A 23604-nucleotide genomic window follows, 5' to 3' on the forward strand; every position below is an offset into this window, starting at 1 on the left:
ACGGCGGCGGGAACCAGTTCAACGAGCAGGCCTCCACGGGCGGCCACGGAAGCATCTTCCAGAACGAGCAGGGTTCCGGCGGGCACGGCGGCGGGAACCAGTTCAACGAGCAGGCCTCGACCGGCGGCCACGGGAACATCTTCCAGAACCAGCAGGGCGCCGGCCACGGTGGGAACCAGTTCAACGAGCAGGCCTCCACGGGCGGCCACGGCAACATCTTCCAGAACGAACAGGGCTCGGGCGGCCACGGTGGGAACCAGTTCAACGAGCAGGCCGAGCACCACGGCCACGAACGTGAGCACCACGGCCACGAGCGCGAGCACCACGGCGGCCACGACCACCACGCCGACTACCAGCACCACGACGTCGACCCGCACTGCTGAGCCGGCGGGAAGCTGAAGGAGCGGTCATGCAGGAGCCGAGCGGCGGGGGGCCCATCGCCCTCGACACACTCGACCTCGCGGTCAAGGGTGCGCAGGCGTACGGGCGGGACGACCTCGTCCGGCGCCTCACCGACGCCCGGCGCCTGCTGTCCGAGCCCGACGTCACCGTCTACGTCGTCGGGGAGTTCAAGCAGGGCAAGAGTTCGCTCATCAACGCCCTGCTGACCGCGAAGATCTGCCCGGTCGACGACGACATCGCGACCGCGGTGCCGACGGTCGTCCGGTTCGCGCCGGAGTCCGGGGCTCTGGCGACCTACGAGCCGGCCGATCCGTCGTCGCCGCCGTGGACCGAGCGGATCTCGCTCGAAGACCTGCCCACTCACGTGAGTGAAGCCGGCAATCCCGGCAACCTGCGGAAGCTGCGGTCGGTCACGGCGTCGATCAGCCGCCAGCTGCTCTCGGGCGGGCTGGTGCTGGTCGACACCCCCGGTGTCGGCGGGCTCGGCTCGCTGCACAACGCCGTCACGGTCAGCTCGCTGCCGCGGGCGCACGCCGTGCTGTTCCTCTCCGACGCCTCGCAGGAGCTGACCGGCGCCGAGCTCCGGTTCCTCCGGACGGTGAAAGAACTCTGCCCGAGCGTCTTCTTCGTCCTCACCAAGATCGACCTCTACCCGCAGTGGCGGCGGATCCTCGAGCTCAACACCGGCCACCTCGAAGCGTGCGGCATCCCGCTCGACACCGTCGCGGTGTCGTCGGAGCTGCGCACCGTGGCCGCCCGGTCGGCCGACCAGGGGATGAACGTCGAATCCGGCTTCCCGCAGCTGGTCAAGTACCTGCAGGGCGTGGTCGGGGACGCCGAGCGGTCCGCGCTCAACGCCGTCGGCCTGCACGTCGGGTCCGCGGTCGGGCAGCTGCACGCGGCCCTGCGCGCCCGCCGCACCTCGCTCGCGCACCCCGAGCAGTCCGCCGCCCTCGTCGCGGAGCTCGGCCGGGTCAACGACCGCGTCGACGCGCTGCGCAGCCAGTCCGCGAAGTGGCAGCAGCTGCTCTTCGACGGCTTCGCCGACATTTCGTCCGATGTGGACTACGACCTGCGCGCCCGCTCCCGCGGTGTGCTGCACGAGGCCGAAGAGGCCATCGAAGACGGTGATCCCGCCAAGAACTGGGCCGAGTTCGAGAAGTGGCTGCGGCAGCGCCTGGCGAACGAAACGCTCGAGAACTACGCGACGTTCGTCAAGCAGGCCCGCGGCCTCGCCACCCGGGTGGCCGAGCACTTCGAGCTCGCCGAGTCCCAGGCCGTGCTGCCGCGCGAGGTGCAGGCGCCGGTGAAGGTCGTCGAGGAGATCGACATCGACTCGTCGTTCACCGGTGTCAAGACCCGCGGCGCCACCGGGATGGCCGCGTTCCAGAAGGCCTACAGCGGCTTCCTGATGTTCTCCATGCTGACGAAGATGGCCGCGCTGGCCATCCCGACCCCGTTCGGCGTCGCCGCCGGCCTGCTGATGGGCCGCTCCGGTTTTGTCGACGAACGCAAGCGGCAGCTGGAAAAGCGCCGCACCCTGGCCAAGACCGCGGTACGCCGGTTCGTCGACGAGTTCAACCTCCAGGTCGGCAAGGACTCCCGCGACGCGATGCGGATCGTGCAGCGGGAGCTGCGTGACGCCTACAGCGCACGCGTCGAAGAACTGCAGCGGTCCCTGACCGAAGCGCTGGCCGCGGCGAAGAAGGCCGTCGTCGAGGACGACGCCGAGTCCGGCGAGCTCAAGCGCCTGGAGGCCGACATCGAAGCCCTCGAAGTCCTCGGCCGCCGCGCGGACGAGCTCACCCTGCGCAGTGCGCCGAAGCCGGTTCCGGCGGTGACCCGATGACCACGCTCTACGTCCAGGTTCGCGGGTTCATCGCCCGCGCGTGTGCCGGGTACGCCGGCACCCCCGCCGAGCCCGCGCTGCGGCAGATCGCCGGCCGGCTCGCCGAGCCGCTGCGGGTCGCGATCGCCGGCCGGGTCAAGGCCGGGAAGTCCACTTTGCTCAACGCGCTGGTCGGCCAGGAGCTCGCGGCGACCGACGCGGGGGAGTGCACCCGGGTCGTCACCTGGTACCGCAACGGCCCGACCTACCGGATCATGCTGCACCCGGTGCGCGGGATGCCACGCCAGCTGCCGTTCGGGCGGCTGTCCGGCACGCTCGGCCTCGAGCTGGGCATGCCGCCCGGCGACGTCGACCGGCTCGTTGTCGACTGGCCGTCCCCCGCGCTGCGGGTGATGACGCTGATCGACACACCCGGGCTGGGCTCGGCACGGCCGGCGGTGTCCGAGCGCACCGAGGTCGCGCTGGTCCCCGAGGGGGACGGCGTCGGCACCGCGGACGCGGTGATCTACCTGATGCGGCACGTGCACGGTGACGACGTCCGGTTCCTCGAGGCGTTCCACGACGACCCGGCGCAGCGGCGCCCGGTGAACACCATCGGGGTGCTCGCCCGGGCCGACGAGGTCGGCCACGCGCGGGCCGACGCGCTGGACTCGGCGGCGAAGATCGCCGGCCGGTACGCCCGCGACGCCCGGGTTCGCGGGCTCTGCCAGACCGTGGTGCCGGTGGCCGGCCTGCTGGCCAGCTCGGCCGCGTCGCTGAAGGAGTCCGAGCACCGGGCGTTCCGGGTGCTGGCCGCCGCGCCGGAGGCCGAAGTCGCCCGCCTGCTGACGTCGGCCGACCGGTTCGCCCGCGGCGAGTCCGAAGTGGACGTTTCCGCGGCCGAGCGCACCGACCTGCTGGCCCGCTACGGCCTGTTCGGCGTCCGGCTGTCGGTCGAGCTGACGCGCGGCGGGCTGGTCACCGGCGCGCGGGCGCTGTCGGGGGAGCTGCTGGCCCGCAGCGGCCTGCACGGCCTGCGGTCGCTGCTGACCACGCAGTTCGCCGCGCGGGCGGACGTGCTCAAGGCGCGTTCGGCGCTGCAGGCGGTGGAGCTCGTGCTGCGCACCTTCCCGGACCGCACCGGGGGACTGCTGCACGAGTGGGAGCGGATCGTCGCCGGCGCGCACGAGTTCGCCGAGATCCAGCTGATCGACTCGATCCGGCTCGGGGTGGTGCTGTTCACCACCGACGAAGCCCGCGACGCGGAACGCCTGCTCGGCGCGGCCGGGGTGGACGTGCCGAGCCGGCTGGGGCTGCCGGCGGACGCGGGCCGCGCCGCGGTCCGGCAGGCGCTCGGCGCGCAGCTGCTGAGGTGGCAGCGGCGCGCCGAGCACCCCGCCTCCCCGCGCGACGTCCGCGACGCCGCCCGCGTGCTCGTCCGCACCTGCGAAGGAATCCTGCTCAGCGAAGCCCGGGCGGAGGTCTTGTCGTGAACGACCACCCGAAGTCGAAGGTCAAGAGGGCGGTCGTCGCCGGCGCGGGCGCCGTTCTGTCCGAGGTCGTCGGCAACGCGCTGACCCCCGGCGAGACCCCGCCGCCACCGCCGCCCCCCGACCCGGAGCCGGCCGCCGCGGAGACCGCGCAGCCGGAGACCGGCCACGAGTACGTGCCCGAGGTGGAGATCAGCACGGTCACCCGCGGCGAGGACGGCTCGGTGGCGGCGGAGACCGGCACCGTCTGGCACCCGGAGACCGCCGACGGCGTGCCGCTGGAGGACCTGCCCACCGTCGAGGAGTTCGAGCAGATCGACGTCCGCGAGGACGAGTTCGGCAACTTCGTCATCGATGCGACCGAGCGGTTCGTGGTGCACAACAACGGCCACGACGAGGTCTACGTGGAGCACCAGCACCTCGTGGTGCCCGGCGACGGGACCCCGGGTGACACGGACATCGACATCTTCCAGGACGCCGACATCGTCGTGCACGAGAACCCGGACGGCACGATCACCGTGGAGCACGAGGGGTCGCTGACCTACGAGCTCACGCCCGACGCGCCGGGACACGGCGACATCGAGGTCTTCCAGGACGAGACCGTCGTGCTCGACGAGGCCGAGACCGGCCCGCCCGGCATCGAGGTCGAGGTCACGGTGGACGAGGCGGCCACGGCCGAGGACCCGTTCGGCGAGCCCGCCGGGCCGACGATCCACCAGACCGAGGTGATCACCGACAAGGCCCGCGGCACCACCGTGACCGCGTCGGTCACCGCGCCGGCGCCGTCGCTGCCCGGGCCGCCGGCCCCGCCGGTCGTCACGTTCAGCCGTCAGCCGTCCACTGTGGACGCTCAGCCGGTCGCGGTCGAGACGACGCTCGCCGCGACGTCCGCGCTGACCGAGCAGCCGGCGGTGAAGCACAGCTTCGTCACCGAACCCGAGCCGAAGCACCACGACGCCGGCGAGGTCACGGGGACCCGGGCGCACCCGGCCGAAGAGGAGCGCCCGTTCGAACCGCCCCGCGAGCGGCACCCCGAGCCGGACACCGGGCGCGTCCCGGAGGAGCCGCCGCGGGAGCCGCACGACCTGCCGCCGGAACCGCCGGCGGAGCCGCCCGGCCCACCGGCGCACGAAGACCACCAAGAACACCCCGTCGAGGAGCCGCAGCCGGTTCCGGACGATCACCCGATTCTGGATCACGCGCACGCGGATGGCGGAGGCTGACATGGGCTACGGACTGGGCATCGACCTCGGCACGACCTTCACGGCCGCCGCCGTCGACAGCGCCGGCCACGTCGAAATGGTGTCCCTCGGCGACCGCACCGCGGCGATCCCGTCGGTGGTGCTGTTGCGGGCCGACGGCGGTGTGCTGGTCGGGGACGCGGCGAGCCGGCGGGCGGCCGTGGAGCCGGACCGCGTGGCGCGGGAGTTCAAGCGGCGCCTGGGCGACCCGACGCCGGTGCTGCTCGGCGGCGCGCCGCATTCGGTGGCGTCGCTGATGGCGCACCTGCTCGGGTACGTGGTGCGGACGGTCGCCGGGCAGCAGGGCGGCCGGCCCGACCGGATCACCCTGACCCACCCGGCGAACTGGGGGCCGTACAAGCGGGAGCTGTTCGAGCAGGTGCCCCGGCTGACCGGGATCGAACGGGTCGGCCTGATCACCGAGCCCGAGGCCGCGGCGGCGCACTACGCGGCCCAGGAACGGCTGGAGGACGGCGCCGTCGTCGCGGTGTACGACCTCGGCGGCGGGACCTTCGACGCGACTGTGCTCCGCAAGCGCGGGGGCGGCTTCGAGATCCTCGGCACCCCGGAAGGGATCGAAGGCCTCGGCGGTGTCGACTTCGACGAAGCCGTGTTCGGGCACGTCGACCGCGCGCTCGACGGCAAGCTGTCGCAGATCGACCCCGACGACGCCGGTGCGGTGGCGGCGGTCGTGCGGCTGCGGCAGGAATGCGTGCTGGCCAAGGAAGCCCTCTCCGCCGACACCGAAACCGCCGTCCCGGTGCTGCTGCCGTCGGTGCAGACCGAGGTGCGGCTGACCCGCGGCGAGTTCGAGGAGATGGTCCGCCCGTCGATCACCGCGACGATCGGGTCGCTGCACCGGGCGCTGCGCTCGGCGAACCTGCGCCCGGCCGACCTCGGCGCGGTACTGCTGGTCGGCGGTTCGTCGCGGATCCCGCTGGTGTCCCAGCTGGTGTCGGCCGAGCTCGGCCGGCCGACCGCGGTCGACATCCACCCGAAGTACGGCGTCGCGCTCGGGGCGGCGGCGCTGGCGTCCGGCCGGTCCGGGCTGGTGCAGGCGACCCGCTCGCAGCCGGCGATCCGGCCGGTGCCGCCGCCTCCGCAGCCCGACGTCGCCCGGGTGCCGGCGCCGCGCGAGGAAACGCGCGAGCTGGCCACCCCGGGGTTCGGCGCGGGTGCGCCGCCGCCGTCGCTGGGGCGGGGCAAAGCCGACGCCGCGAGCCCCGGACGGCGGGCTTCGCGCCGCGGGGTCGTCATCGGGCTGTGCGCGGTCGCGGTGGTGGCGATCGGCGGCGTCGCCGTCGCGGTCGCCAGCTCCGGCGGCAGCCCGTCCGGCGGGACGGCACCTTCGAGCTCGGCGACCGAGACGCCGACCCTGGTGACGCTGCCGTCGCCGGAGGACCCGCAGACGACCCAGGCGTCGGTCGTGCCGCAGCGCACGAACCCGCCGGCGTCGACCCGGCGCAAGACACCGCCGAGGACCACCACCCCGACCCGGACGACCACACCGACGACCACGACCACCACGCCGACGACCACGACGAGTGCGAAGACCACGACCTGAGCCCAGGATGTGAGAAGTTTTCCAGCCCATGGGGTGAAGGGGCGGCCGCCGGCGTTGACCGGGGCCGCCGGGTGATCACAAGTAGAGCGGGTGATCACTCTCCGGCCCGCACCGGCGCGGCCCACCACCGGTGCCCGGCAGCTCGCGCTGCTGGCCGCGGTGCAGGTGTGCGTGATGAGCGTCTGGTTTTCGGCGTCGGCGGTGGTCCCGGCGCTGCGCGCGGAATGGGGGCTTTCCCGCGAGCACACGATCCTGCTGACGGTGGCCGTCCAGGTGGGTTTTGCCGGTGGCGCGGTCGTTTCGGCCGCGCTCAACCTCGCCGACCGCGTCCGGCCGCAGGTGCTGATCGCGGGCAGCGCCCTGCTGGCGGCGGTGGTGACGGCGGTGCTGCCGTGGTGCGCCGGCGCGCACGGGGTGGTCGTCCCGCTGCGGTTCTTGACCGGCTTCGCGCTCGCCGGGGTCTACCCCGTCGGGATGAAGGTCGTCGTGTCGTGGTTTCCGCGGCGGCGGGGGATCGCGCTCGGCGTGCTGCTGGGCGCGCTGACCCTCGGGTCGGCCCTGCCCAGCCTCCCGGCGGCGCTGACTTCCGTTCCGTGGCAAGCGGTCCTGCTCTGCTCGGCCGCGCTGGCGACGCTCGGCGCGGGCATCACGCTGGTGTTCGTCCGCCCGGGACCGGCCTCGGCCGCGGCGCCGCCGTGGTCGCTCCGGTACCTGCTGCGGATGGTGGCCGACCGCCGTCAGCGGCTGGTGTGCCTCGGCTACTTCGGCCACATGTGGGAGCTTTACGCGCTGTGGGCGTGGCTGCCGGCCTACCTCGCCGCGACCGGTGGGCCGGGCGGGCTGACGACGTTCGCCGTGATCGGCCTGTGCGGCGCGGTGGGGTGCCTGCTGGGCGGCGCCCTCTCGGACCGCTGCGGCCGGGCGGCCGTCGCGATGACGGCGCTGCTCGTCAGCGCGGGCTGCGCGCTGCTGTCCTACCCGGCGGCCGGTGCCGGCCTGCTGCTGCCGGTGCTGCTCGTGTGGGGTGTCGCCGTCATCGCCGACTCCGGCCAGTTCTCCGCCGCCCTCGCCGAGACGGCGGACCCGCGGTACGTCGGCACCGCGCTCACCGCGATGACGGCGTTCGGGTTCCTGCTGAGCGCGGCCACGATCCAGCTGCTGCCGCTGGTGGCCGACGCGGCCGGCTGGCGTGCGGCCGGGCCGGCGCTCGCGGTGGGGCCGCTGCTCGGTGCAGTGGCGATGCACGGCCTGCGCCGCCGGTAATGTCGCGGACATGGCGGCAGAGCACGTGATCGTGACGTCCACGACCGACTCCGAAGCGGCGGCGCGGGAGCTGGCCGCCGCGGCGGTGGAAGCCCGGCTGGGGGCCTGCGCGCAGGTGGTCGGGCCGGTGACCAGCGTCTACCGCTGGGAGGGCGAGGTGCGCACCGACCAGGAGTGGCGCGTCGAGATCAAGACGACCGCCGCCCGCGTGCCCGAGCTGACCGAGCGCCTCGGGCAGCTGCACACCTACGACCTGCCGGAGATCATCGCCACGCCCGTCGAAGGCGGGAGCGCCGGGTACCTGGCCTGGCTGACCGCCGAAACCCGTGGCTGACGCCCGGATTCCTGATTACGGTCGGGGGATGGAGCACGAAGGACTCAAGCAGCGCTTCGCGACACTGACCACGGCCCACCTCGCGGACGCGTGCATCCGCGCCGGGCTCCCGGTGCGCTGCGCCCCGGCGGGAACCCGCGCGGTGACGCCGGGCAACCGCCTCTTCGGACCGGCGATCCCGGTCCGGCACGTCGGCAGTGTCGACGTCTTCCTGGAGGTGTTCGAAACCGCCACCGCCGGCGGGGTGCTGGTGGTCGACAACGGCGGCCGCCTCGACGAAAGCTGCGTCGGCGACCTCATGGTGCTGGAGGCGCGCGCGGCCGGGCTGTCCGGCGTCGTCATCTGGGGCCTGCACCGCGACACCGCCGACATCCGCGCCATCGGCCTGCCGGTGTTCAGCCTCGGCTCGCTCCCCACCGGCCCGCTGAGCCTCGGCCCGCGCATCGACGGCGGCCTGGCCGAAGCGGTGGTCGGCACCTGGCGGATCGGGCCGTCGGACCTCGTGCTGGGTGACGACGACGGTGTCCTCTTCGTCCCGCTGGCCCGGGCCGGCGAGCTGTTCACGCTCGCCGAAGGCATCCGCGACACCGAACGCCGCCAGGCCGACCGGATCCGCGCCGGCGAGTCGTTGCGGGAACAGGTGCGCTTCGCCGACTTCCTCGCCGCGCGGGAGGCGGACCCGTCGCTGACCTTCCGCGCGCACCTGCGTGCCGTCGGCGGTGCGGTCGAGGAGTGACCCGATCGGGTGTGAGCTGCACCGTCACCGGGTATCCGGACGGCGCACCGGCCCAGGAGGCACGATCGTGACCACGCACATGGACTTCGGCAAGGACAGCGAGTACCACTTCGCCCGCGGCCTGCGGGCCTACCTCGCGCGGGTCGCGAAGACCGTCGGAGTCGGCTTCGAATCGTGTTCGCTCGACCTCGGTGTGCCCAGCTCCGGGTACGTCGCCCTCGACCGCGCGCTGCCGGACCGGCCGGACCACGAGCTCGCCCTCGTCTGGGACGAGGTGCACGGCTGGTCGGCGGTTGTCGAACCCGCGAGCGGGGAGACGGCGGAGGTGCTCGCCTACCTCGGCGGCGGTGAAGTCGTGCCGCCGCCGCGCACGGTCGGCCGGTTCGTCGAGGTGCTGCGGACGGCCGGCGCACCCGCCGGTCCGCTCCGCCCGCCGGTGTTCCGGACGGCGGGTGACCACGAAGAGCTCGTCGGCCGGCTGCCGGTCATCGGACCCGAGGGCCTGCTGCGATCGAGCTCCCCGACCTGGTGAGCGGCCTCGGCGCCGGCGTCCGGCGCATAGGATGGGCCGTCGGCACCGTCCAGTGAGGGAACCCCCGTGAGCCCTGATGCACCCCCGCCCGTCCGCGTTCTCCTGGTGGAGGACCACGACATGGTGGCGGAGGCGCTGCAACTGGCTCTCGACCGCGCCGACGGGATCACCGTGGTCGGCCGGGCCCGGTCGCGGGCCGAAGCCGTCACCGATACGCGTGCGCACGGGCCGGACGTCGTGGTGCTGGACCGGCGGCTGCCGGACGGCGACGCCCTGGGTGTCATCGCGGAGCTCGGTTCGGGTGGCGCCCGCGTGCTCGTGCTGACCGGCGACGCGACCCCGGCGATCGCCGTGCAGGTGGCCAAGGCGGGCGGAGCGGGGCTGCTGCTCAAGTCGTCGCAGCTGGGCGTGCTGGAGTCGGCGGTGCGGGACGTCGCCGCCGGCGGAGTCGTCTTCGACCCGGACCTGCTGCCCGGGGTCTTCGACCAGCTCACCGGACGTGCCCCCGGCGCGGCGCTGACCACGCGGGAGCGGGAGACGCTCGACCTGCTCGCCGAAGGCGCCACCACCGACGAGATCGGCCGGCGGCTGGGCGTCTCCCGCAACACCACGCGCAACCACGTGCAGCGTGTGCTGGAGAAGCTCGGCGCGCGCTCGAAGCTCGAAGCGGTCGCCGTGGCCCGCCGGGAGGGCCTCATCACCTGATGCAGGTGCACCAGGGGGACCGGTGCCGCTTGCATCTCGTGCAGGGCCGCGCCCCGGAGCACCCTTGACGTCGTGGAGAGCCCGGCCCCGCTCGTCGCGGAGTGCGCCCTGACCGATCCGGCGGGCGGACTCGCCGCCGTGCGCCGGTTCACCCGCCTCGCACTGCTGGCCTGGACGGACGCCACCGCCGTCGACGACGTCCTGCTGGCGGTCACCGAACTCGCGACCAACGCGCTGCAGCACGGCGGCGCGAATCCCGTCCTGCGGCTGAGCGTGGGGGCCGAACGCATCCGCGTCGAGGTGTTCGACGACGACCCGGCACCGCCGGTGCGCCGGCCCGCCGGTGACGACGGTGGCTGGGGGCTCGCCCTCGTCGACCGGCTGGCCCTGGACTGGGGGATCGCGCGCCACGGCCGGGGGAAGGTGGTCTGGTGTGCGCTGCCCGCCACGTCCGCCGAGCTCGCGGGCTGAGCGCCGGCCACGCCGTGCCACGCGGACGTCCGTCCGGCACAGTTGCCGCATGGACGAGGCGCTTCGGCCGGGACACACGATCTTCCTGCTCGACCCGGACGGACGGGTGGCGGGCTGGAACGCGGAGGCCGAACGCGTCACGGGCTACCCGGCGCGGGAGATCGTCGGCCGGCATTTTTCGATCCTCTACCCGCCGGAAGACGTGGCGGCGGGGAAGCCGGCCCGCGACCTCGAGATCGCGGCCGAGCGGGGGCACCTGGACGGCGAGGGCGGGCGGGTGCGCAAGGACGGCACCCGGTTCCGGGCGGTCACGTCGATCGCGGCCCTGTTCGACGAGCAGGGGCGGGTGCGCGGCTTCGGCCAGGTCGTCCGCGATCCGGCCGGCCTCGGCGGGCCGTCGCCGGCGAGTGAAGACCGGTTCGGCCTGCTGGTGCGCAGCGTGCAGGACTACGCGATCTTCCTGCTCGACCCGGGCGGGCGGATTTCGAGCTGGAACGCGGGGGCGGAGCGGATCAAGGGTTATGCGGCGGGGGAGATCGTCGGGCAGCATTTTTCGGTGTTCTACCCGCCGGAGGACCTGGCGGCGGGAAAGCCCGCGCGTGAGCTGGAAGTCGCGGCCGAGCAGGGCCGGCTGGAGGACGAGGGCTGGCGGGTGCGCAAGGACGGCAGCCGGTTCTGGGCCAACGTGGTGATCACGGCGCTGGTCGACGAGCAGGGGCGGCTGCGGGGCTTCGGCAAGGTCACCCGGGACCTGACCGAACGCCGCGCGGCCGAACTGGCGCTGCAGGAAAGCGAAGAACGGTTCCGGCTCCTGGTGCAGAACGTCCAGGACTACGGGATCTTCATGCTGGACCGGGACGGCCGGATTTCGAGCTGGAACGCGGGGGCGGAGCGGATCAAGGGTTATGCGGCGGGCGAGATCATCGGCCAGCACTTCTCGGTGTTCTACCCGCCCGAGGACGTGGCGGCGGGAAAGCCCGCGCGTGAGCTGGAGATCGCGATCGACCAGGGACGTCTCGAAGACGAAGGGTGGCGGGTGCGCAAGGACGGCACCCGGTTCTGGGCGAACGTGGTGATCACGGCGTTGTTCGACAAGGAGCACCGGTTGCACGGCTTCGGGAAGGTCACCCGCGACATGACCGAACGCCGCAACGCCGAGCAGGCCCTGCGCGAACGCCGCCGGCTCGTCGGCCACCTCGTGGACGCGCAGGAGGTGGAGCGGCGCCGGATCGCCTGGGACGTCCACGACGAGTCGATCCAGTCCATGGTCGCGGTCGGGATGCGGCTGCAGCTGCTCGCCTCCCGGCTGCCGGAGCCGCACGCGAGCGCGGTCGGCGGGCTCGACGAGTCGGTGCAGGCCGCCATCGCCAGGCTGCGGGGCCTGGTGTCCCGGCTGCGGCCGCCCGAGCTCGACCAGCGCGGGCTGGTGGAGGCGGTGTCCGGGTACGTCGACGAGGTCGCGGGCCGGTGGGGCCTGGCGCACTCGGTGCGCGACGAGCTCACCGCCGAACCGTCCCCGGCGGCGGCGATCACCGTCTACCGGATCTGCCAGGAGGCGCTGAGCAACGTCCACAAGCACGCCCGGGCCACCCGGGTCGACCTCACGCTGTCCACAGTGGACAACGGAACGCTGGTGCGGATCACCGACGACGGTGTCGGCACGCCGGGGGACGACGCCGGCTCCGGGCACTTCGGGCTGGTCGAGATGCACGAACGCGCCGAAGCGGCGCACGGCTGGCTGTCGGTGGCCGGCGTCCCGGGTGACGGCACGGTTGTCGAGTTCTGGCTGCCGATGCTGCCCGACGCGACGGGACTCGAACCGTGACCGAGCTGCGGGTGCTGATCTCCGACGACGACGTGCTGATCCGCGACGTCCTCAAGGAGGTCCTGGACGAGGAGCCCGACATCGCCGTGGTCGCGGTCGCCGCCGACGCGGACGAGGCGATCCGGCTCGCCGAGCACCACCGGCCCTCGGTCGCGGTCCTCGACGTCCGGATGCCGGGCGGGGGCGGCGCCCGGGCCGCGCGCGAGATCGCCCGGTGCAGTCCCGGCACCGCGATCCTGGCCTTCTCCGCCTACGCGGACCGGGCCTCGATGGCCGGCCTCGCCGCGGCCGGCGTCACCGAGTACCTGGTGAAGGGCGCGCCGAACCGGGCGATCGTCGAAGCCGTCCGGCGGCTGGGCCGCGGGACGTCCTCCTCGTGAGCGGTCAGCCGACCGGCCGGGTGTTCATCACGCCGTAGAAGTCCATCGGCAGCAAGGTGAACAGCCGCCGCACGGCACGGGACTGCCCGGGTTCCACGGTGAGGTGGGCCCCGGCGGCGTCGGCGAGGAGCTGGGCGCGCAGCAGCGAGTTCAGCCCGGCGACGGAGAAGAACGTGACGCCGGTGAGGTCGACGACGACCTCCCGGACCTGGCTGCGGATCCGGGACCCGAGGACTTCGTCGAGCCGGCGGGCGGTGCTCAGGTCGATTTCGCCGGCCACCTCGACCAGGACGGTGTGCCGGGCGGGGCGGAGGACGCGCAGGGTCATGCGGCCGTGGGCGTTGATCCAGGCGGTGGTGAGCTCGTGGTCGGCCGGGCGTGGTTCGGGAACCATCGCGGCACACCCTTTCATCGGGCAGCGGAAGCGGACCGGACGTCGGGGGAGGAGGTGCCGGTGAGGGCAGCCTGCCGGCCCGGGCGCGGAACGTCCGGCGGCGGCTGACGGCTCAACCGTGAACGGTCAGCATAGTGCATCTGCACTAGGTGGACCAGCGGGGCAAATTCGGTGGACAGCCGCGGCGCGGCCCGGTGGGATCGGCCGCGGACCGCAGCCGACGTGAGGGGCGCCTTGACCACCGGAGACCTGTCTTCCGCCGAAGCGACCATCACGGTGCCCGTCGTCCGGCGCCTGGTCGAGACGCAGTTCCCGCAGTGGGCCGGGCTGCCGCTCGAGCCCGCGCCGGCGCAAGGCGTCGACAACGCCACGTACCGCCTGGGACCGGAGATGTCGGTGCGGCTGCCGCGGTTCGCGCGCTGGGCCGGGCAGGTCGCGCGGGAGCAGGAATGGCTGCCGAAGCTGGCGCCCGGGCTGCCGCTGCCGGTCCCGGTGCCGCTGGGTGCCGGGAAGCCGGGGGCGGGCTACCCCTTCCCGTGGTCGGTGCTGAGCTGGCTGCCCGGCGGCCCGCTGGATCCGGACGGGGTGGCGGACCCGGCGGAAGGCCTCGCCGGGTTCTTCGCCGCGTTGCGCCGGGCGGACACCACCGGCGGGCCGCCTCCGCAGTGGAGCAACGGCTTCCGCGGCGTCTCGACGACCGACGAGCGTGATTCGGCGATCGCGCCGGTCCGGCTCGCCTCCCGGATCGAGGCGCTGGCCGGCCTGATCGACGTCGGCGCGGTGGCGGCGGTGTGGGAGGCGGCCCGCGCGGCCCCGCCGTGGGACGGCCCGCCGGTGTGGATCCACGGCGATCCGGCGCCGGCGAACCTCCTGGCCCGCGACGGCCGGCTGAGCGCGGTGATCGACTTCGGGACGATGGCCGTCGGCGACCCCGCGTGCGACCTCATCGCGGCGTGGTCGGTGCTGTCCCCGGCGGGACGGCGGGTGTTCCGCGCGGCGCTCGACATCGACGACGCCACCTGGGCGCGCGGTCGCGCCTGGGGTTTGACGGCGGTGCTGCCGACCCGGGCGGAGCTGACCGGTCCGGACGCCGGCCGGGCGCGGCGGCGGTTGGACGAGCTGGTGGCGGACCACCAGGCGGCCGCCGCGTAGGACGGCGCCTCGGGTGCTGGTGCGTGCCCGAGCCGTGCCACGCCCAGGTGATCGCCGAACTCGCAGATCACGGGCGGTAACGAAACACACCCCCTCTGCGAGTAACCTGGCGACACGAGGGGGTGATCGACGGTGCTCGCGCGACGACACGTCGGTTTCGACCAAGCCGAACTGCCCAAGGCTCACCGGATCAGGTGGTGGCTGGCGGCGGTGGCGGCCGGGCTCGTCGCGGTCAGCTTCGCCGTGGTGCCCTACCTGCCGTTCTTCCAGGGCTGGACGTTCGTCCGCGACCCGAAGGTCGCCAGTGTCATCACCTGGACCGTCCTGCAGACGTCCGTCGTGGTCATCTCCACGATCCTCACGCTGTTCTTCGTGGGGAAGGCCCGCCTCGAAACCGCCGCCTTCCGCGGCAACCAGATCGACATCCGCCTCTTCGTCGACGAACGGCCGACCGGCAGCCACGACCGCGAGATCGACTCCGCCGTCGAGCTGACCGCCACCTTCAAGCGGTTCCTCAACGACTCCCGCCTCTACACCCCGACCCCGGTCCCGGGGGTCGGCAGCTCGTACGACTTCATCCAGATCGTCGAGCACGCCGGCGACTCCGCGGACGGCTGGTGGAAGGCCGCCACCAAGCTGATCCGGCTCGCCCAGCCGCCCGCCGCGTTCACCGTGACCGGCACCGTCCGGCCGGGCAACACCACCGGCCGCTACCAGCTCATCCTCGAGCTCGTGCGCGTCCCGCGGTTCGCTGCCAGCCCGCTGGTGATCGAGGACGAGAACTGGCCGCGCGTGCTGCACCGGGCCGCGAACGCCGTCGCCGCGCTGGTCATCCCGCGCAGCGCCTACGTGCGCACGAACATCCATTGGACCGCCTGGCGCGACGCGAAGATCCCGTACGAGCTCTTCGACGCCTACCAGCGCGCCAACCACTTCGTCACCTACCGCCGTTACGACGAAGCCCTCGCCGAGTACTACCGGGCAGTCAGTCTCGACCCGTCGAACGTCTACATCAGACTCGAGATCGCCGCCCTGCAGGAGCAGCTCGACCTGCACCTCGACGCGCTCGCCACCTACGACGACGTGATCACCGTCTGCAGCCGGGGCCACCCGGCCCTCGCCCGCTGGTGGATCGGCGCCGACTTCGCGAAGCAGCCGCGTTACGCCGGCCGCGGCCGTGACGTCGCGCTGCTGATCGCCCGGTACCGGCACGCCCTCGTGCTCGGGCACGGCGACTCCGTGGCGGGCTCCTGGTGGGTGCGCCGCACCACCGCGAGCGTGCCCGACGACGCGCGGGCGTTGCGCCGCGCCGAACTGCGGGCCGCGCTGGAACTGCGGTTCCGCCGGTACATCGACCTCGACGTCCGGACGCGGCCGTACACGATCCCGCGGGAGAAACGGCTCGAGCTGCACCGCCGGGTGATGCGGGTGCCGGTGCGCGAGCTCGTCGTCCAGGAGGCGACGCCGGCGCAGCTGGCCGAGTACAACCAGCGTGCCGCCGAGATGCGCTCGTACCTCGGCGCGCTGTCGCAGTACGAGATCGAGCGGCTCATCGAGGACTACCGCCGGTTCGGCCGGCGCTGGCGCCGCAGCTGGCAGCAGCTGACCAACCGCGCGCTCGACCTGTCCCTGATCTGGACGGTGGTGCGGCGCGCGATGGCCGACGTCGAGCCGGTCACGGGCGCGGTTCCGGTGCCCCAGCCCGCTTACCCGGGCAGTCGCGTCCGGCTGGCCGACGTCTGCCCGGACCGGCGCTGGCCGCCGGACCCGCAGGCGCTCGACGAAACCGTCGAGGCCGCGGGATCCCGCCGGTCGTGGGAAGAGTGCTACAACGCGGCGAGCGTGTACGCCGTCGCCATGCTCGAAGTCGGTCCGCGCGGCGAACGCGACCTGCGCGACCGCGCCCGCAATCCCCGGCTCACCGGGGAAGCGCGCGACGAAGTGGCCCGCCGCGCGATCCGCGAGCTGTACCACGCGGCGACGATCAGCCACAGCGGGCGGCTGCCGGAGCGCCGGTCGTGGGTGATGGGGGAGGACCCCGACCTCGCCGCGCTGCGCGGGCACGAGCTGTTCCGGGTCTTCGAGATGGTCACCTTCTCGCCGGACCGCGCCGCCCCGCTGCGGCCGCAGCGCGCCCACGTCTGGGAGCAGGTCAGCTACGTGCGGCGGCTCGTCGGGGAGATCGCCGGCTGCCGCGCGCACTTCTGGCGGACCCGCGCCCTCGAGCCCGGCCCGGCCCCGGACGGCCGGACGCTCGACCGCTGGCGCTCCGCCGACCGCGACGCCTGGCGGAAGCTGTCGCGGCTGGCCACCGGGAAACAGGACTGGTACACCCGCTACCAGGCGATCTGCGCGTTCCGCGAATGGTCGGCCGACTCGGGTTACCCGGGCGCCATCACCGGGTTCCCGCTCTACGACGAAGAACGGCTGCACGCCCAGCTGCGTGGCGCGGCCGGGTCACGCGTCAAGACCGGCCTGGACGCCAACGTCGTCGTCCGCGAGTACGTGCGGCTGTGCGACCAGCGGCTCGACCAGCTCGTCACCGAAATCACCGAGCTCGAGCACGGCCTGGTCGCCGAAGACGACTTCACCACGCGCGCCGAGCTGTGGGCGGCACTCTGGTCGTGGTTCGACGACGACATCGCCGACGGCTCTTCGGCCGGCGAACGGCGTGAGCGGTTCCGGAAGCTCGCCCGGCCCTAGGACGGCCGGGTGTAGCGGTGCTTCACCCCGGCCGGGAAGTACTCGGGATCACCCGCCGGGCGCAGGACGACGTCGGGCAGCTGCCGGTCCGCCGGCACGTAGTGCGCGAACTCGCTGTTGAGCCGGCGCAGCTGATCGCGCACCGAGCCGGCGATCCGCCCGGCGTCGGCGGTCGCACCCGGCGCCGTCTCGACGGTGATCCGCAGCCGCCGGTCGCGGTCGGCGTCCTCGACCGACTCGATGACGAACTTGCCGGTGACGGTGTCGCTGATGCCGGGCTGCTCCAGCCCGACGGTGACGTTCTCCGGGTAGACGTTGGCGCCGAAGAAGGAAACCGTGAACAGGGACCGGCCGAACACGTACACGAACGGCAGCTCCGGCCCGGGCGGCGGGGTGAAGCCGTGCCGGGCGCAGAAGGCGAGCAGCTCGGCGTGCGGCAGGACCCCGCCGTCGTCGGCGATGTGGTAGCGGATCAGCGGGATCCCGCCGTCCGCGGTGAAGACGAGCGTGCCTTCGTGCACCTCGAAGAAGCGGCTCGCCGGGTCGTACTGCACGAGGGTCGGGAGCCGCGCGTCGCCGAAGACCTCCCGGGCGAGGTCCGGGCGGCCGGCGAAGAACCGGCGGATGCCCACCGACACCGGGGTTTCGGTGCCGAGCACCCCGGCGTCGGCGGTGCCGTACAGCGATGCGATGTCGCGAACGGGGTCGGCCACCCCGGCCCGCTGCGCGACGAGGTCCCGCCACTGCTCGCTGAAGACTTCGCCGGCGAGCACGAGTTTGATCGTGTACGCGGGCCAATCGACGCCCTCGGCGAGCCCGGTGTCGACGACGTCCTTCACGAACGGCGGGTAACCCAGCAGCACCACCTGCTCGAAGTGCGGCGCCAGCTCGGGGAGCACCCGCAGGATCTCGGCCTTGTTGTTGCCCGGCGCCACCACGGTGATCGGGCAGCCCTTCGCCGCGAGGTGGCGCACGCACGCCGTGGTGAACAGGCCGCCCACCCAGGTGCCGAGCGGGAAGCAGACGACGGCGAGGGTGCTGCGCTCGTCCGCGCCGAAGCCGTCGACCATGACCTGCTCGAAGCGGCGGGCGACGTGCAGCTCGTCCTCGAGGGCGCGGGGCCAGATCGTCGGCCGGCCGCTCGAACCGGAGGAGACGGCGATCATGTCGTTTCCGGCGAACGTGCCACCGCGGCACAGCTCGGGCAGCGGGTGCTTCCGGTGGTAGCCCGCCTTGTCGACGAGCGGCAGCGTGCGGAAGTCCGCCATCGTCTTGACGTCTTCGGGCGTGATCCCGTGTTCCCGCAGGAACTTCCGGTACGCGGGCACGGTTTCCGCGGTGCGGTGGACCAGGTCGAGCACGTGGTCTTCGGACGGTGGTTCCGGCGGGCCGAAGAAGGTGTCGAACGCCTGCCGCACGCGGGTCTGCCGACCGTGGTCCATGATCGCAGCATAACGGCCGCCGCGTGTCATGATGGGCGGCGTGAGCACCTCCGCGGAGCAGCACCCCGCCGGCGCACCGTTGACCCTCTACCTGGTCAAACGGCTCGAGCTGGTGGTCAGGGCGCTGCTCGACGACGCGTTGCGGCCGCTCGGGCTGACCACGCTGCAGTACACCGCGCTGACGGTGCTCGAAGCCAGCGGCGCGCTGTCCTCGGCGCAGCTGGCCCGCCGGTCGTTCCTGCGGCCGCAGACCATGCACGAAATGGTGCTGGCGCTGGAAAAGCGCGGGCTGATCGCGCGCACCCCCAAGGCGGGCAACAAGCGGGTGCTGCTGGCCGGCCTCACCGACGCCGGCCGCACGCTGCTGGCGGACTGCGCGCCGGCGATCGCGGAGGTGGAGCACGCCCTGCTCGCCGACCTGAGCCCGGGCCAGCGCGCGACGTTCCGCGAGGGGCTCCAGCACGGCGTTACGGCATTGGGAGCGCTCTTGCGTCGCTCTCAGCAACCCTGATATTTCGCTTACGCAACTTTTTGCTGACGACTGGGGGATCAGGCTCCGCCGACTGGGCTCTTTACTCAGGCTTACTGAGACCAAAGCACTAGGCCGGTCGAGTGGAAGGGGCCTCCGAGGGCGTAGCGCGCGTGTGACCGGCGGCGTTGAGGGGTAGGTCAGAGGTCTGCTCTCGCCGAGGGGAGGTTCGCCGACGTGACCCGGGCTCACGACGCGGGCGGCGCAACGGTCGCCGCGCGTCGGCTGCTGGTGCTGGCCGGGGCCGTGGCGGGCCTATGGCTGGTGTCGTGGCTGGTGTCCGGTCACGCGGAGGCTGCCACGCCGAGGCTGCCGGATCCGGTGGGGTCTGTGTCGGGGCCTTCTTCGTCGGTTGTCCGGGTGGCTGGTCTGGCGCCGGTGACCGATGCGGCGCGTGCGGTTTCGCCCGTCGCTGAGGCGACTGATGTTGTGAAGCCGGCGGTCAAGGTGGCTGGCGCGGGGATTTCGCGGAGCGTTGAGTCGGTTTCATCGCCGGCTGACGGTATTGCCGAGTCGGCTTCGTCGCCGGTCGCTGGAACTGCGGTGCAGCTCGTCGAGCCGGTGTCGCGGGCGATTTCGGCCGCGCCGGTCTCGCCAGTTGCCGAGTCGGCTTCGTCGCCGGTTGCAGGGATTGCGGCGCCTGTTGAGTCGGTGGGTTCGGCCGCGCTGGTTTCGTCCGCTACCGGGTCGGCTTCGTCGCCGGTTGCAGGGACTGCGGCGCCTGTCGTTGAGCCGGTGTCGCAAGTGAGTTCGGCCGCGCCGATTTCGCCAGCTGCCGGGTCGGCTTCGTCGCCGGTTGCGGGGATTGCGGTGCCTGTCGTGGAGCCGGTGTCGCAAGTACGTTCGGCCGCGCCGATTTCGCCCAATACCGGGTCGGCTTCATCTCCGGCACCGCCCGTCGAGCCGGTGGCGCGGGTTGTCGAGGCGACATCTTCGCCGATCGCCGATATCGCCACGACCGTGGTCGAGCCGGTGTCGCGAGTGGTGCGCGCGGCGGCGCCGGTGGTCGAACCGTCAGCGGGCGTAGTCGAGGCGGCCGCCAGGCCGGCGGCCAACACCGCCGCCACGGCGGTTGAGCCGGTGTCGCAGCTCGTCGAGCAGGTGGCCAAGACTGCCACTGCGGTGGTCGAGCCGGTTTCGCAGGTGGTCCGTGCGACCGCGCCCGTGGTGGAGCCGGTGGCGCGCATCATCAAAACTGCCGCGCCCGTGGTCGAGCCCGTGGCGCAGGTCGTCGCGGCGGCTGTATCGCCGGTGGTCAAGACTGCGGCGCCAGTGATCGAGCCGGTCTCGCAGGTGGTGCGTTCAACCGTGCCCGTGGTCGAGCCGGTGGCGCGCATCGTCGAGACCGCAGCTTCGCCAGTGATCAAGACCGTCACGCCGGTGGTAACCACCGCCGCCGAGGTGGTCGCGCCAGTCACCCAGGCCGTCCACGGCACCCTCTCGCCGCTGACCGACATCACCGCGCCGATCCTCGCGACCGTGACCAAGCCGGTCTCCGACCTCGTCGCCCCGCTGACCGACGCCGTCGCACCAGTCGCCGACCTCCTGCGCCCGGTCACCTCGACCGTCGTCGCGCCGGTTCTTGATGCCACGGCGCCCGTCCTGCCCGACGTCCTCGACCCCGTCGTCGGCGAAGTGGCCGAACCGGTGCCGGATCCCGATGCCGTTGTTCTGCCCGCCCCGGCCACCCGCGCCGGCGAACTGCGGGAAGCGCACCCCGCGCAGCAGGAATCCCCGGCGAGCCCGGTCTTGCGCCCGGCAACGGAACCGGCCAAGCTGGCTGCCGCGACCCACGCCGGATTCCGGGCCGCCGAACCCCGCCCGGCCCACGAACAGCGCCCGGCGCCGGTCCGGCCGCAGCCGAAGCACCCGGCCCCGAAGCGCCACCAAGCCCCCGAAAACCCGCCGGCCCCGCACGCCCCGGCGTCGTCCGATGCCACCTTCGGCGGCGGCTCCTCGATCCCGCCGGCCTTCCTGACCTCCGACCACGGACCCCGCGCCACCGGGGGCTTCACGCGGTCGCACGGGGACTTCCTGCCGCTTTGGCGGCCCTGCAAGCCGGGCACCGGCCCCGGCTAGATCGCGTCCCGAAACTCCGTTCCGTCGTGCGCTTCGCGGCGTGCTCCGCGCTGCTCGCGAGCCGACAAAACCACGCGTGGAAGTAGGGACGAAAAATGGAAGCGACAGTATTCGACCTCGGGAAGGTGCGAAGAGACGCGGTGGTCACCATCCGCCTGGACGCGATGGCCAACGTCAGGCTCCTGACGGAGGTCAACCTCCAGGCATACCGGCGCCGGCAGTACTACCGGATGCACGGCGGGGTGGCCACCGCACCGATGTTCAAGATCCACATTCCGGCCAACGCGCACTGGTTCCTGGTGCTCGACGTCGAGGGGCTGGACGACCTGCCCCTGCACCCGCGGGTGACCGTCGACGCGGAACCGGCCGTCATGGCCCGTGGACGCACCGGCCCCCGGTGAACGTCAGCTCGGCCTTCGCGGCCCCGATCTCGCTTTCGGGGCCGTCGAAGGGATCGCGGTCCAGCACGACGAGGTCGGCGCGCAGGCCCGGCCGGATCGAGCCGGCGTCGTCGAAGTGGTTGACGTAGGCCGAGCCCGCCGTGTAGGTCGCGATCGCCGCGCCGAGGTCGATCCGCTGCGCGGGGAAGAACGGTGGCACGTTCTCCCCGTGCGGCGTCCGGTTGACCGCGACGTGGATGCCCTGCAGCGGGTCGGGGCTGCTCACCGGCCAGTCGCTCCCGGCGGCCAGGGTGGCCCCGGACCGCAGCAGGGCGCCGAACGGGTACTGCCGCGCCGCCCGTTCGGCGCCCAGGAACGGGACGGTCAGGTCGTCCATCTGCGGCTCGTGCACGGCCCACAGCGGCTGGATCGTCGCGGTCGCGCCGAGCCGCCGGAACCGCGGGACGTCGTCGGGGTGCACCACCTGCAGGTGCGCGAGGTGGTGCCGGTGGTCGCTCCAGCCGTTGGCCGCGCGGGCGGCTTCGACGGCGTCGAGCGCGTCCCGCACCGCCCGGTCGCCGAGCGCGTGGAAGTGCACCTGGAACCCATGCGCGTCGAGGAGCGTGACGTGCTCGCGCAACGCCGCCGGATCGACGAAGCTCAGTCCACTGTGGTCACCGCACAGGTAGGGCCTGAGCAACGCGGCGGTCTGGTTCTCCGCCACACCGTCGAGCATGATCTTGACACTCCCGGTGCGGAACCCGCTGTCGCGCAACGATTCCCGGCGCTCCAGCAGGTCTGGGAGCTGGTCGGCGCCGCGGTCGCAGTCCCACCAGAGTGCGCCGGTGACCCTTGCTGTCAGGACGCCCCGCGCGATCGCGTCGACATACGCGCCCGACGGGTCGGGCATGCCGCCGTACGCGCCGAGCAGCGGGTCCTGCCAGGCGGTGACACCGAAGGAGTGCAGCAGCTGTTGTGCCCGCAGCAGCCCGGCGAGCTCGTCCGCGGCGGTGCTCGGCGGCAGCAGCCGGGTGACGAGGTCCATCGCGCCTTCCTGCAACACGCCGGTCGCGGCGCCGTCGGCGTCCCGTTCGATGCGCCCGTCGGGCGGGTCGGGCGTGTCCTCGGTGATTCCGGCGCGGGCGAGCGCCACGCCGTTCAGCCACGCGCCGTGGTGGTCGCGGTTGACCAGCACCACCGGCCGGTCCGCGACGACGTCGTCGAGCAGCCGCCGGTGCGGCAGGCCGCCCACGAAGGTCTCCATGGACCAGCCGCTGCCGGTCAGCCACGCCAGCCGCGGGTTCGCCTCGGCGTAGGCGGCGACGGCGTCCCGACACTCCGCGACCGTGGTGGCGCCGGTGAGGTCGCAGCGGCCCAACTCGATCCCGGCGCCGACGGCGTGGACGTGCGCGTCCTGGAACCCGGGCAGCAGCAGGCGGCCGCGTAGGTCGACAACCTCGGTGCGCGGGCCGATCAACGGTTTCGGGTCGCCGCCCACCGCGGTGATCCGGTCGCCGGTGACGGCGACGGACCCGGCCCGGCTGCGGGCCGCGTCCCCGGTGTGCACCGGGCCGCCGGTGAAGACGAGGTCGGCGTGCATGCGCCGATCTTCCCGCATCGGCGGCGCGGCGCCGGGGTACCCACCCGGCATGCAGACGTTCCTGCCGTGCGCCGGCTTCGCCGAGAGCGCCCGCACGCTCGACCGCCGCCGGCTCGGCAAGCAGCGGGTGGAGGCGCTGCAGGTGCTGCGCGCGCTCGTCGTCCCGGACTACGGCTGGCGTCACCACCCCGCGGCGAAGATGTGGACGGGCTACGAAGAAGCACTGACCCGCTACGGCCTCGAAGTCTGCGCGGCGTGGTGTGCCCTCGGCGCGGCCGACACGTGCGCGGGAAAGCTCGCCGACGAGTACACCCGGTCACTCGGCGACGCCGCCGTCCGCACGCAGGCCGAGCTCACGGCCACCGGGGATGTCCCGCCGTGGCTCGGTGACGACGCCGTGCACCGCAGTCACCGGTCCGCACTGGTGCGGAAGGACCCGGACCACTACCGGGCGCAGTTCCCGGACGTGCCGGGGGACCTGCCGTACGTCTGGCCGCCCTCGGACCGGCCGCGGCGCACCGCCTGAAAACCGCACCGGACCTGCGGACGCGGTG

23 protein-coding genes and 2 pseudogenes are annotated in these 23604 nt (G+C 73.1%); 20 read left to right on the forward strand and 5 right to left on the reverse strand.

The window, feature by feature from the left end; translation table 11 throughout:
* The 3 genes and pseudogenes from ACIA5G_RS32065 to ACIA5G_RS32075 all read left to right on the forward strand — a co-directional run.
* Positions 1–383, forward strand: a pseudogene (locus ACIA5G_RS32065) (glycoprotein); the annotation flags it as partial.
* Positions 384–409: 26 nt separating this feature from the next.
* Positions 410–2251 carry a dynamin family protein gene (locus ACIA5G_RS32070; RefSeq protein ID WP_395929955.1) on the forward strand — a complete coding sequence of 614 codons (1842 nt, stop codon included), beginning with the start codon at positions 410–412 and terminating at the stop codon, positions 2249–2251.
* The gene (locus ACIA5G_RS32075) at positions 2248–3723 is read left to right on the forward strand and encodes a dynamin family protein (RefSeq protein ID WP_395929957.1); all 1476 of its coding nucleotides are present in this window, start codon (positions 2248–2250) and stop codon (positions 3721–3723) included. Before ACIA5G_RS32070 ends, ACIA5G_RS32075 begins: the two co-directional genes overlap by 4 nt.
* Here ACIA5G_RS32075 and ACIA5G_RS32080 read toward each other — a convergent pair.
* The gene (locus ACIA5G_RS32080; RefSeq protein WP_395929959.1) at positions 3692–4072 is read right to left on the reverse strand and encodes a hypothetical protein; all 381 of its coding nucleotides are present in this window, start codon (positions 4070–4072) and stop codon (positions 3692–3694) included. The two genes, ACIA5G_RS32075 and ACIA5G_RS32080, sit on opposite strands and share 32 nt — an antisense overlap.
* 48 nt (positions 4073–4120) lie before the next feature.
* Positions 4121–4204 (reverse strand): FDLD family class I lanthipeptide, encoded by an 84-nt coding sequence (locus ACIA5G_RS32085; RefSeq protein WP_395930330.1) that lies wholly within the window; start codon positions 4202–4204, stop codon positions 4121–4123.
* A 4-nt stretch (positions 4205–4208) separates the two neighbouring features.
* Between ACIA5G_RS32085 and ACIA5G_RS32090 the strand changes: the two genes are divergently transcribed.
* From ACIA5G_RS32090 to ACIA5G_RS32135, 10 genes are all read left to right on the forward strand, one after another.
* Entirely contained in the window at positions 4209–4943 is a 735-nt protein-coding gene (locus tag ACIA5G_RS32090) for a hypothetical protein (protein ID WP_395929961.1), read from the forward strand.
* A 1-nt stretch (position 4944) separates the two neighbouring features.
* Positions 4945–6525, forward strand: coding sequence for an Hsp70 family protein (locus tag ACIA5G_RS32095; protein WP_395929963.1), 1581 nt, complete (start codon positions 4945–4947; stop codon positions 6523–6525).
* 90 nt (positions 6526–6615) lie between these two features.
* A complete protein-coding gene (locus tag ACIA5G_RS32100) occupies positions 6616–7788 on the forward strand; it encodes an MFS transporter (RefSeq protein WP_395929965.1) in 1173 nt (390 codons plus the stop codon).
* 10 nt (positions 7789–7798) lie between these two features.
* Entirely contained in the window at positions 7799–8122 is a 324-nt protein-coding gene (gene cutA, locus ACIA5G_RS32105) for a divalent-cation tolerance protein CutA (protein WP_395929967.1), read from the forward strand.
* A 28-nt stretch (positions 8123–8150) separates the two neighbouring features.
* Positions 8151–8858 carry an RraA family protein gene (locus tag ACIA5G_RS32110; RefSeq protein WP_395929969.1) on the forward strand — a complete coding sequence of 236 codons (708 nt, stop codon included), beginning with the start codon at positions 8151–8153 and terminating at the stop codon, positions 8856–8858.
* Between the two features lie 79 nt (positions 8859–8937).
* Positions 8938–9390 carry a DUF6292 family protein gene (locus ACIA5G_RS32115; protein ID WP_395930332.1) on the forward strand — a complete coding sequence of 151 codons (453 nt, stop codon included), beginning with the start codon at positions 8938–8940 and terminating at the stop codon, positions 9388–9390.
* Between the two features lie 66 nt (positions 9391–9456).
* Positions 9457–10095, forward strand: a complete 639-nt coding sequence (locus tag ACIA5G_RS32120; RefSeq protein WP_395929971.1) for a response regulator transcription factor — start codon at positions 9457–9459, stop codon at positions 10093–10095.
* Between the two features lie 72 nt (positions 10096–10167).
* Positions 10168–10566, forward strand: coding sequence for an ATP-binding protein (locus ACIA5G_RS32125; protein WP_395929973.1), 399 nt, complete (start codon positions 10168–10170; stop codon positions 10564–10566).
* A 49-nt stretch (positions 10567–10615) separates the two neighbouring features.
* On the forward strand, positions 10616–12391 hold the full coding sequence (locus ACIA5G_RS32130) for a PAS domain S-box protein (protein WP_395929975.1): 1776 nt from the start codon (positions 10616–10618) through the stop codon (positions 12389–12391).
* The gene (locus tag ACIA5G_RS32135; protein ID WP_395929977.1) at positions 12388–12771 is read left to right on the forward strand and encodes a response regulator transcription factor; all 384 of its coding nucleotides are present in this window, start codon (positions 12388–12390) and stop codon (positions 12769–12771) included. Before ACIA5G_RS32130 ends, ACIA5G_RS32135 begins: the two co-directional genes overlap by 4 nt.
* A 4-nt stretch (positions 12772–12775) precedes the next feature.
* On the opposite strand, the gene ACIA5G_RS32140 is transcribed toward ACIA5G_RS32135, so the two are convergent.
* On the reverse strand, positions 12776–13165 hold the full coding sequence (locus tag ACIA5G_RS32140) for an STAS domain-containing protein (protein ID WP_395929979.1): 390 nt from the start codon (positions 13163–13165) through the stop codon (positions 12776–12778).
* Between the two features lie 234 nt (positions 13166–13399).
* On the opposite strand from ACIA5G_RS32140, the gene ACIA5G_RS32145 reads away from it, so the two are divergent.
* The 3 genes and pseudogenes from ACIA5G_RS32145 (at position 13400) to ACIA5G_RS32155 (ending at position 17020) form a co-directional block, all read left to right on the forward strand.
* Complete coding sequence (locus ACIA5G_RS32145; protein WP_395929981.1) at positions 13400–14317, forward strand: aminoglycoside phosphotransferase family protein; 918 nt, start codon at positions 13400–13402, stop codon at positions 14315–14317.
* Between the two features lie 2 nt (positions 14318–14319).
* Positions 14320–14397: pseudogene (locus ACIA5G_RS32150) on the forward strand (DUF4326 domain-containing protein); the annotation flags it as partial.
* 52 nt (positions 14398–14449) lie between these two features.
* A complete protein-coding gene (locus tag ACIA5G_RS32155) occupies positions 14450–17020 on the forward strand; it encodes a hypothetical protein (protein ID WP_395929983.1) in 2571 nt (856 codons plus the stop codon).
* On the opposite strand, the gene ACIA5G_RS32160 is transcribed toward ACIA5G_RS32155, so the two are convergent.
* On the reverse strand, positions 17017–18462 hold the full coding sequence (locus ACIA5G_RS32160; protein WP_395929985.1) for a phenylacetate--CoA ligase family protein: 1446 nt from the start codon (positions 18460–18462) through the stop codon (positions 17017–17019). The two genes, ACIA5G_RS32155 and ACIA5G_RS32160, sit on opposite strands and share 4 nt — an antisense overlap.
* A gap of 28 nt (positions 18463–18490) precedes the next feature.
* Between ACIA5G_RS32160 and ACIA5G_RS32165 the strand changes: the two genes are divergently transcribed.
* The 3 genes from ACIA5G_RS32165 (at position 18491) to ACIA5G_RS32175 (ending at position 21471) form a co-directional block, all read left to right on the forward strand.
* Positions 18491–18973, forward strand: a complete 483-nt coding sequence (locus ACIA5G_RS32165; RefSeq protein WP_395929987.1) for a MarR family winged helix-turn-helix transcriptional regulator — start codon at positions 18491–18493, stop codon at positions 18971–18973.
* Between the two features lie 195 nt (positions 18974–19168).
* Positions 19169–21070, forward strand: coding sequence for a hypothetical protein (locus ACIA5G_RS32170; protein ID WP_395929989.1), 1902 nt, complete (start codon positions 19169–19171; stop codon positions 21068–21070).
* Positions 21071–21165: 95 nt separating this feature from the next.
* Entirely contained in the window at positions 21166–21471 is a 306-nt protein-coding gene (locus tag ACIA5G_RS32175) for a DUF1883 domain-containing protein (RefSeq protein WP_395929991.1), read from the forward strand.
* Here ACIA5G_RS32175 and ACIA5G_RS32180 read toward each other — a convergent pair.
* A complete protein-coding gene (locus ACIA5G_RS32180; protein WP_395929993.1) occupies positions 21440–23050 on the reverse strand; it encodes an amidohydrolase in 1611 nt (536 codons plus the stop codon). The genes ACIA5G_RS32175 and ACIA5G_RS32180 overlap by 32 nt on opposite strands.
* A 49-nt stretch (positions 23051–23099) precedes the next feature.
* On the opposite strand from ACIA5G_RS32180, the gene ACIA5G_RS32185 reads away from it, so the two are divergent.
* Positions 23100–23576: an MSMEG_6728 family protein gene (locus ACIA5G_RS32185; RefSeq protein WP_395930334.1), complete on the forward strand. Its 477-nt coding sequence runs from the start codon at positions 23100–23102 to the stop codon at positions 23574–23576.
* Positions 23577–23604 lie beyond the last annotated feature (28 nt).

This window comes from Amycolatopsis sp. NPDC051758 (genome assembly GCF_044453095.1).
Taxonomy (GTDB): domain Bacteria; phylum Actinomycetota; class Actinomycetes; order Mycobacteriales; family Pseudonocardiaceae; genus Amycolatopsis.

Bases quoted from the DNA above. Each gene is read 5' to 3' on its own strand.
- ACIA5G_RS32070 (WP_395929955.1), top strand. From the start codon at position 410: ATGCAGGAGCCGAGCGGCGGGGGGCCCATCGCCCTCGACACACTCGAC.
- ACIA5G_RS32075 (WP_395929957.1), top strand. From the start codon at position 2,248: ATGACCACGCTCTACGTCCAGGTTCGCGGGTTCATCGCCCGCGCGTGT.
- ACIA5G_RS32080 (WP_395929959.1), bottom strand. From the start codon at position 4,072: ATGACGAAGTTGCCGAACTCGTCCTCGCGGACGTCGATCTGCTCGAAC.
- ACIA5G_RS32085 (WP_395930330.1), bottom strand. From the start codon at position 4,204: ATGTCGGCGTCCTGGAAGATGTCGATGTCCGTGTCACCCGGGGTCCCG.
- ACIA5G_RS32095 (WP_395929963.1), top strand. From the start codon at position 4,945: ATGGGCTACGGACTGGGCATCGACCTCGGCACGACCTTCACGGCCGCC.
- cutA (WP_395929967.1), top strand. From the start codon at position 7,799: ATGGCGGCAGAGCACGTGATCGTGACGTCCACGACCGACTCCGAAGCG.
- ACIA5G_RS32110 (WP_395929969.1), top strand. From the start codon at position 8,151: ATGGAGCACGAAGGACTCAAGCAGCGCTTCGCGACACTGACCACGGCC.
- ACIA5G_RS32115 (WP_395930332.1), top strand. From the start codon at position 8,938: ATGGACTTCGGCAAGGACAGCGAGTACCACTTCGCCCGCGGCCTGCGG.
- ACIA5G_RS32130 (WP_395929975.1), top strand. From the start codon at position 10,616: ATGGACGAGGCGCTTCGGCCGGGACACACGATCTTCCTGCTCGACCCG.
- ACIA5G_RS32140 (WP_395929979.1), bottom strand. From the start codon at position 13,165: ATGGTTCCCGAACCACGCCCGGCCGACCACGAGCTCACCACCGCCTGG.
- ACIA5G_RS32160 (WP_395929985.1), bottom strand. From the start codon at position 18,462: ATGGACCACGGTCGGCAGACCCGCGTGCGGCAGGCGTTCGACACCTTC.
- ACIA5G_RS32165 (WP_395929987.1), top strand. From the start codon at position 18,491: ATGATGGGCGGCGTGAGCACCTCCGCGGAGCAGCACCCCGCCGGCGCA.
- ACIA5G_RS32175 (WP_395929991.1), top strand. From the start codon at position 21,166: ATGGAAGCGACAGTATTCGACCTCGGGAAGGTGCGAAGAGACGCGGTG.
- ACIA5G_RS32180 (WP_395929993.1), bottom strand. From the start codon at position 23,050: ATGCACGCCGACCTCGTCTTCACCGGCGGCCCGGTGCACACCGGGGAC.
- ACIA5G_RS32185 (WP_395930334.1), top strand. From the start codon at position 23,100: ATGCAGACGTTCCTGCCGTGCGCCGGCTTCGCCGAGAGCGCCCGCACG.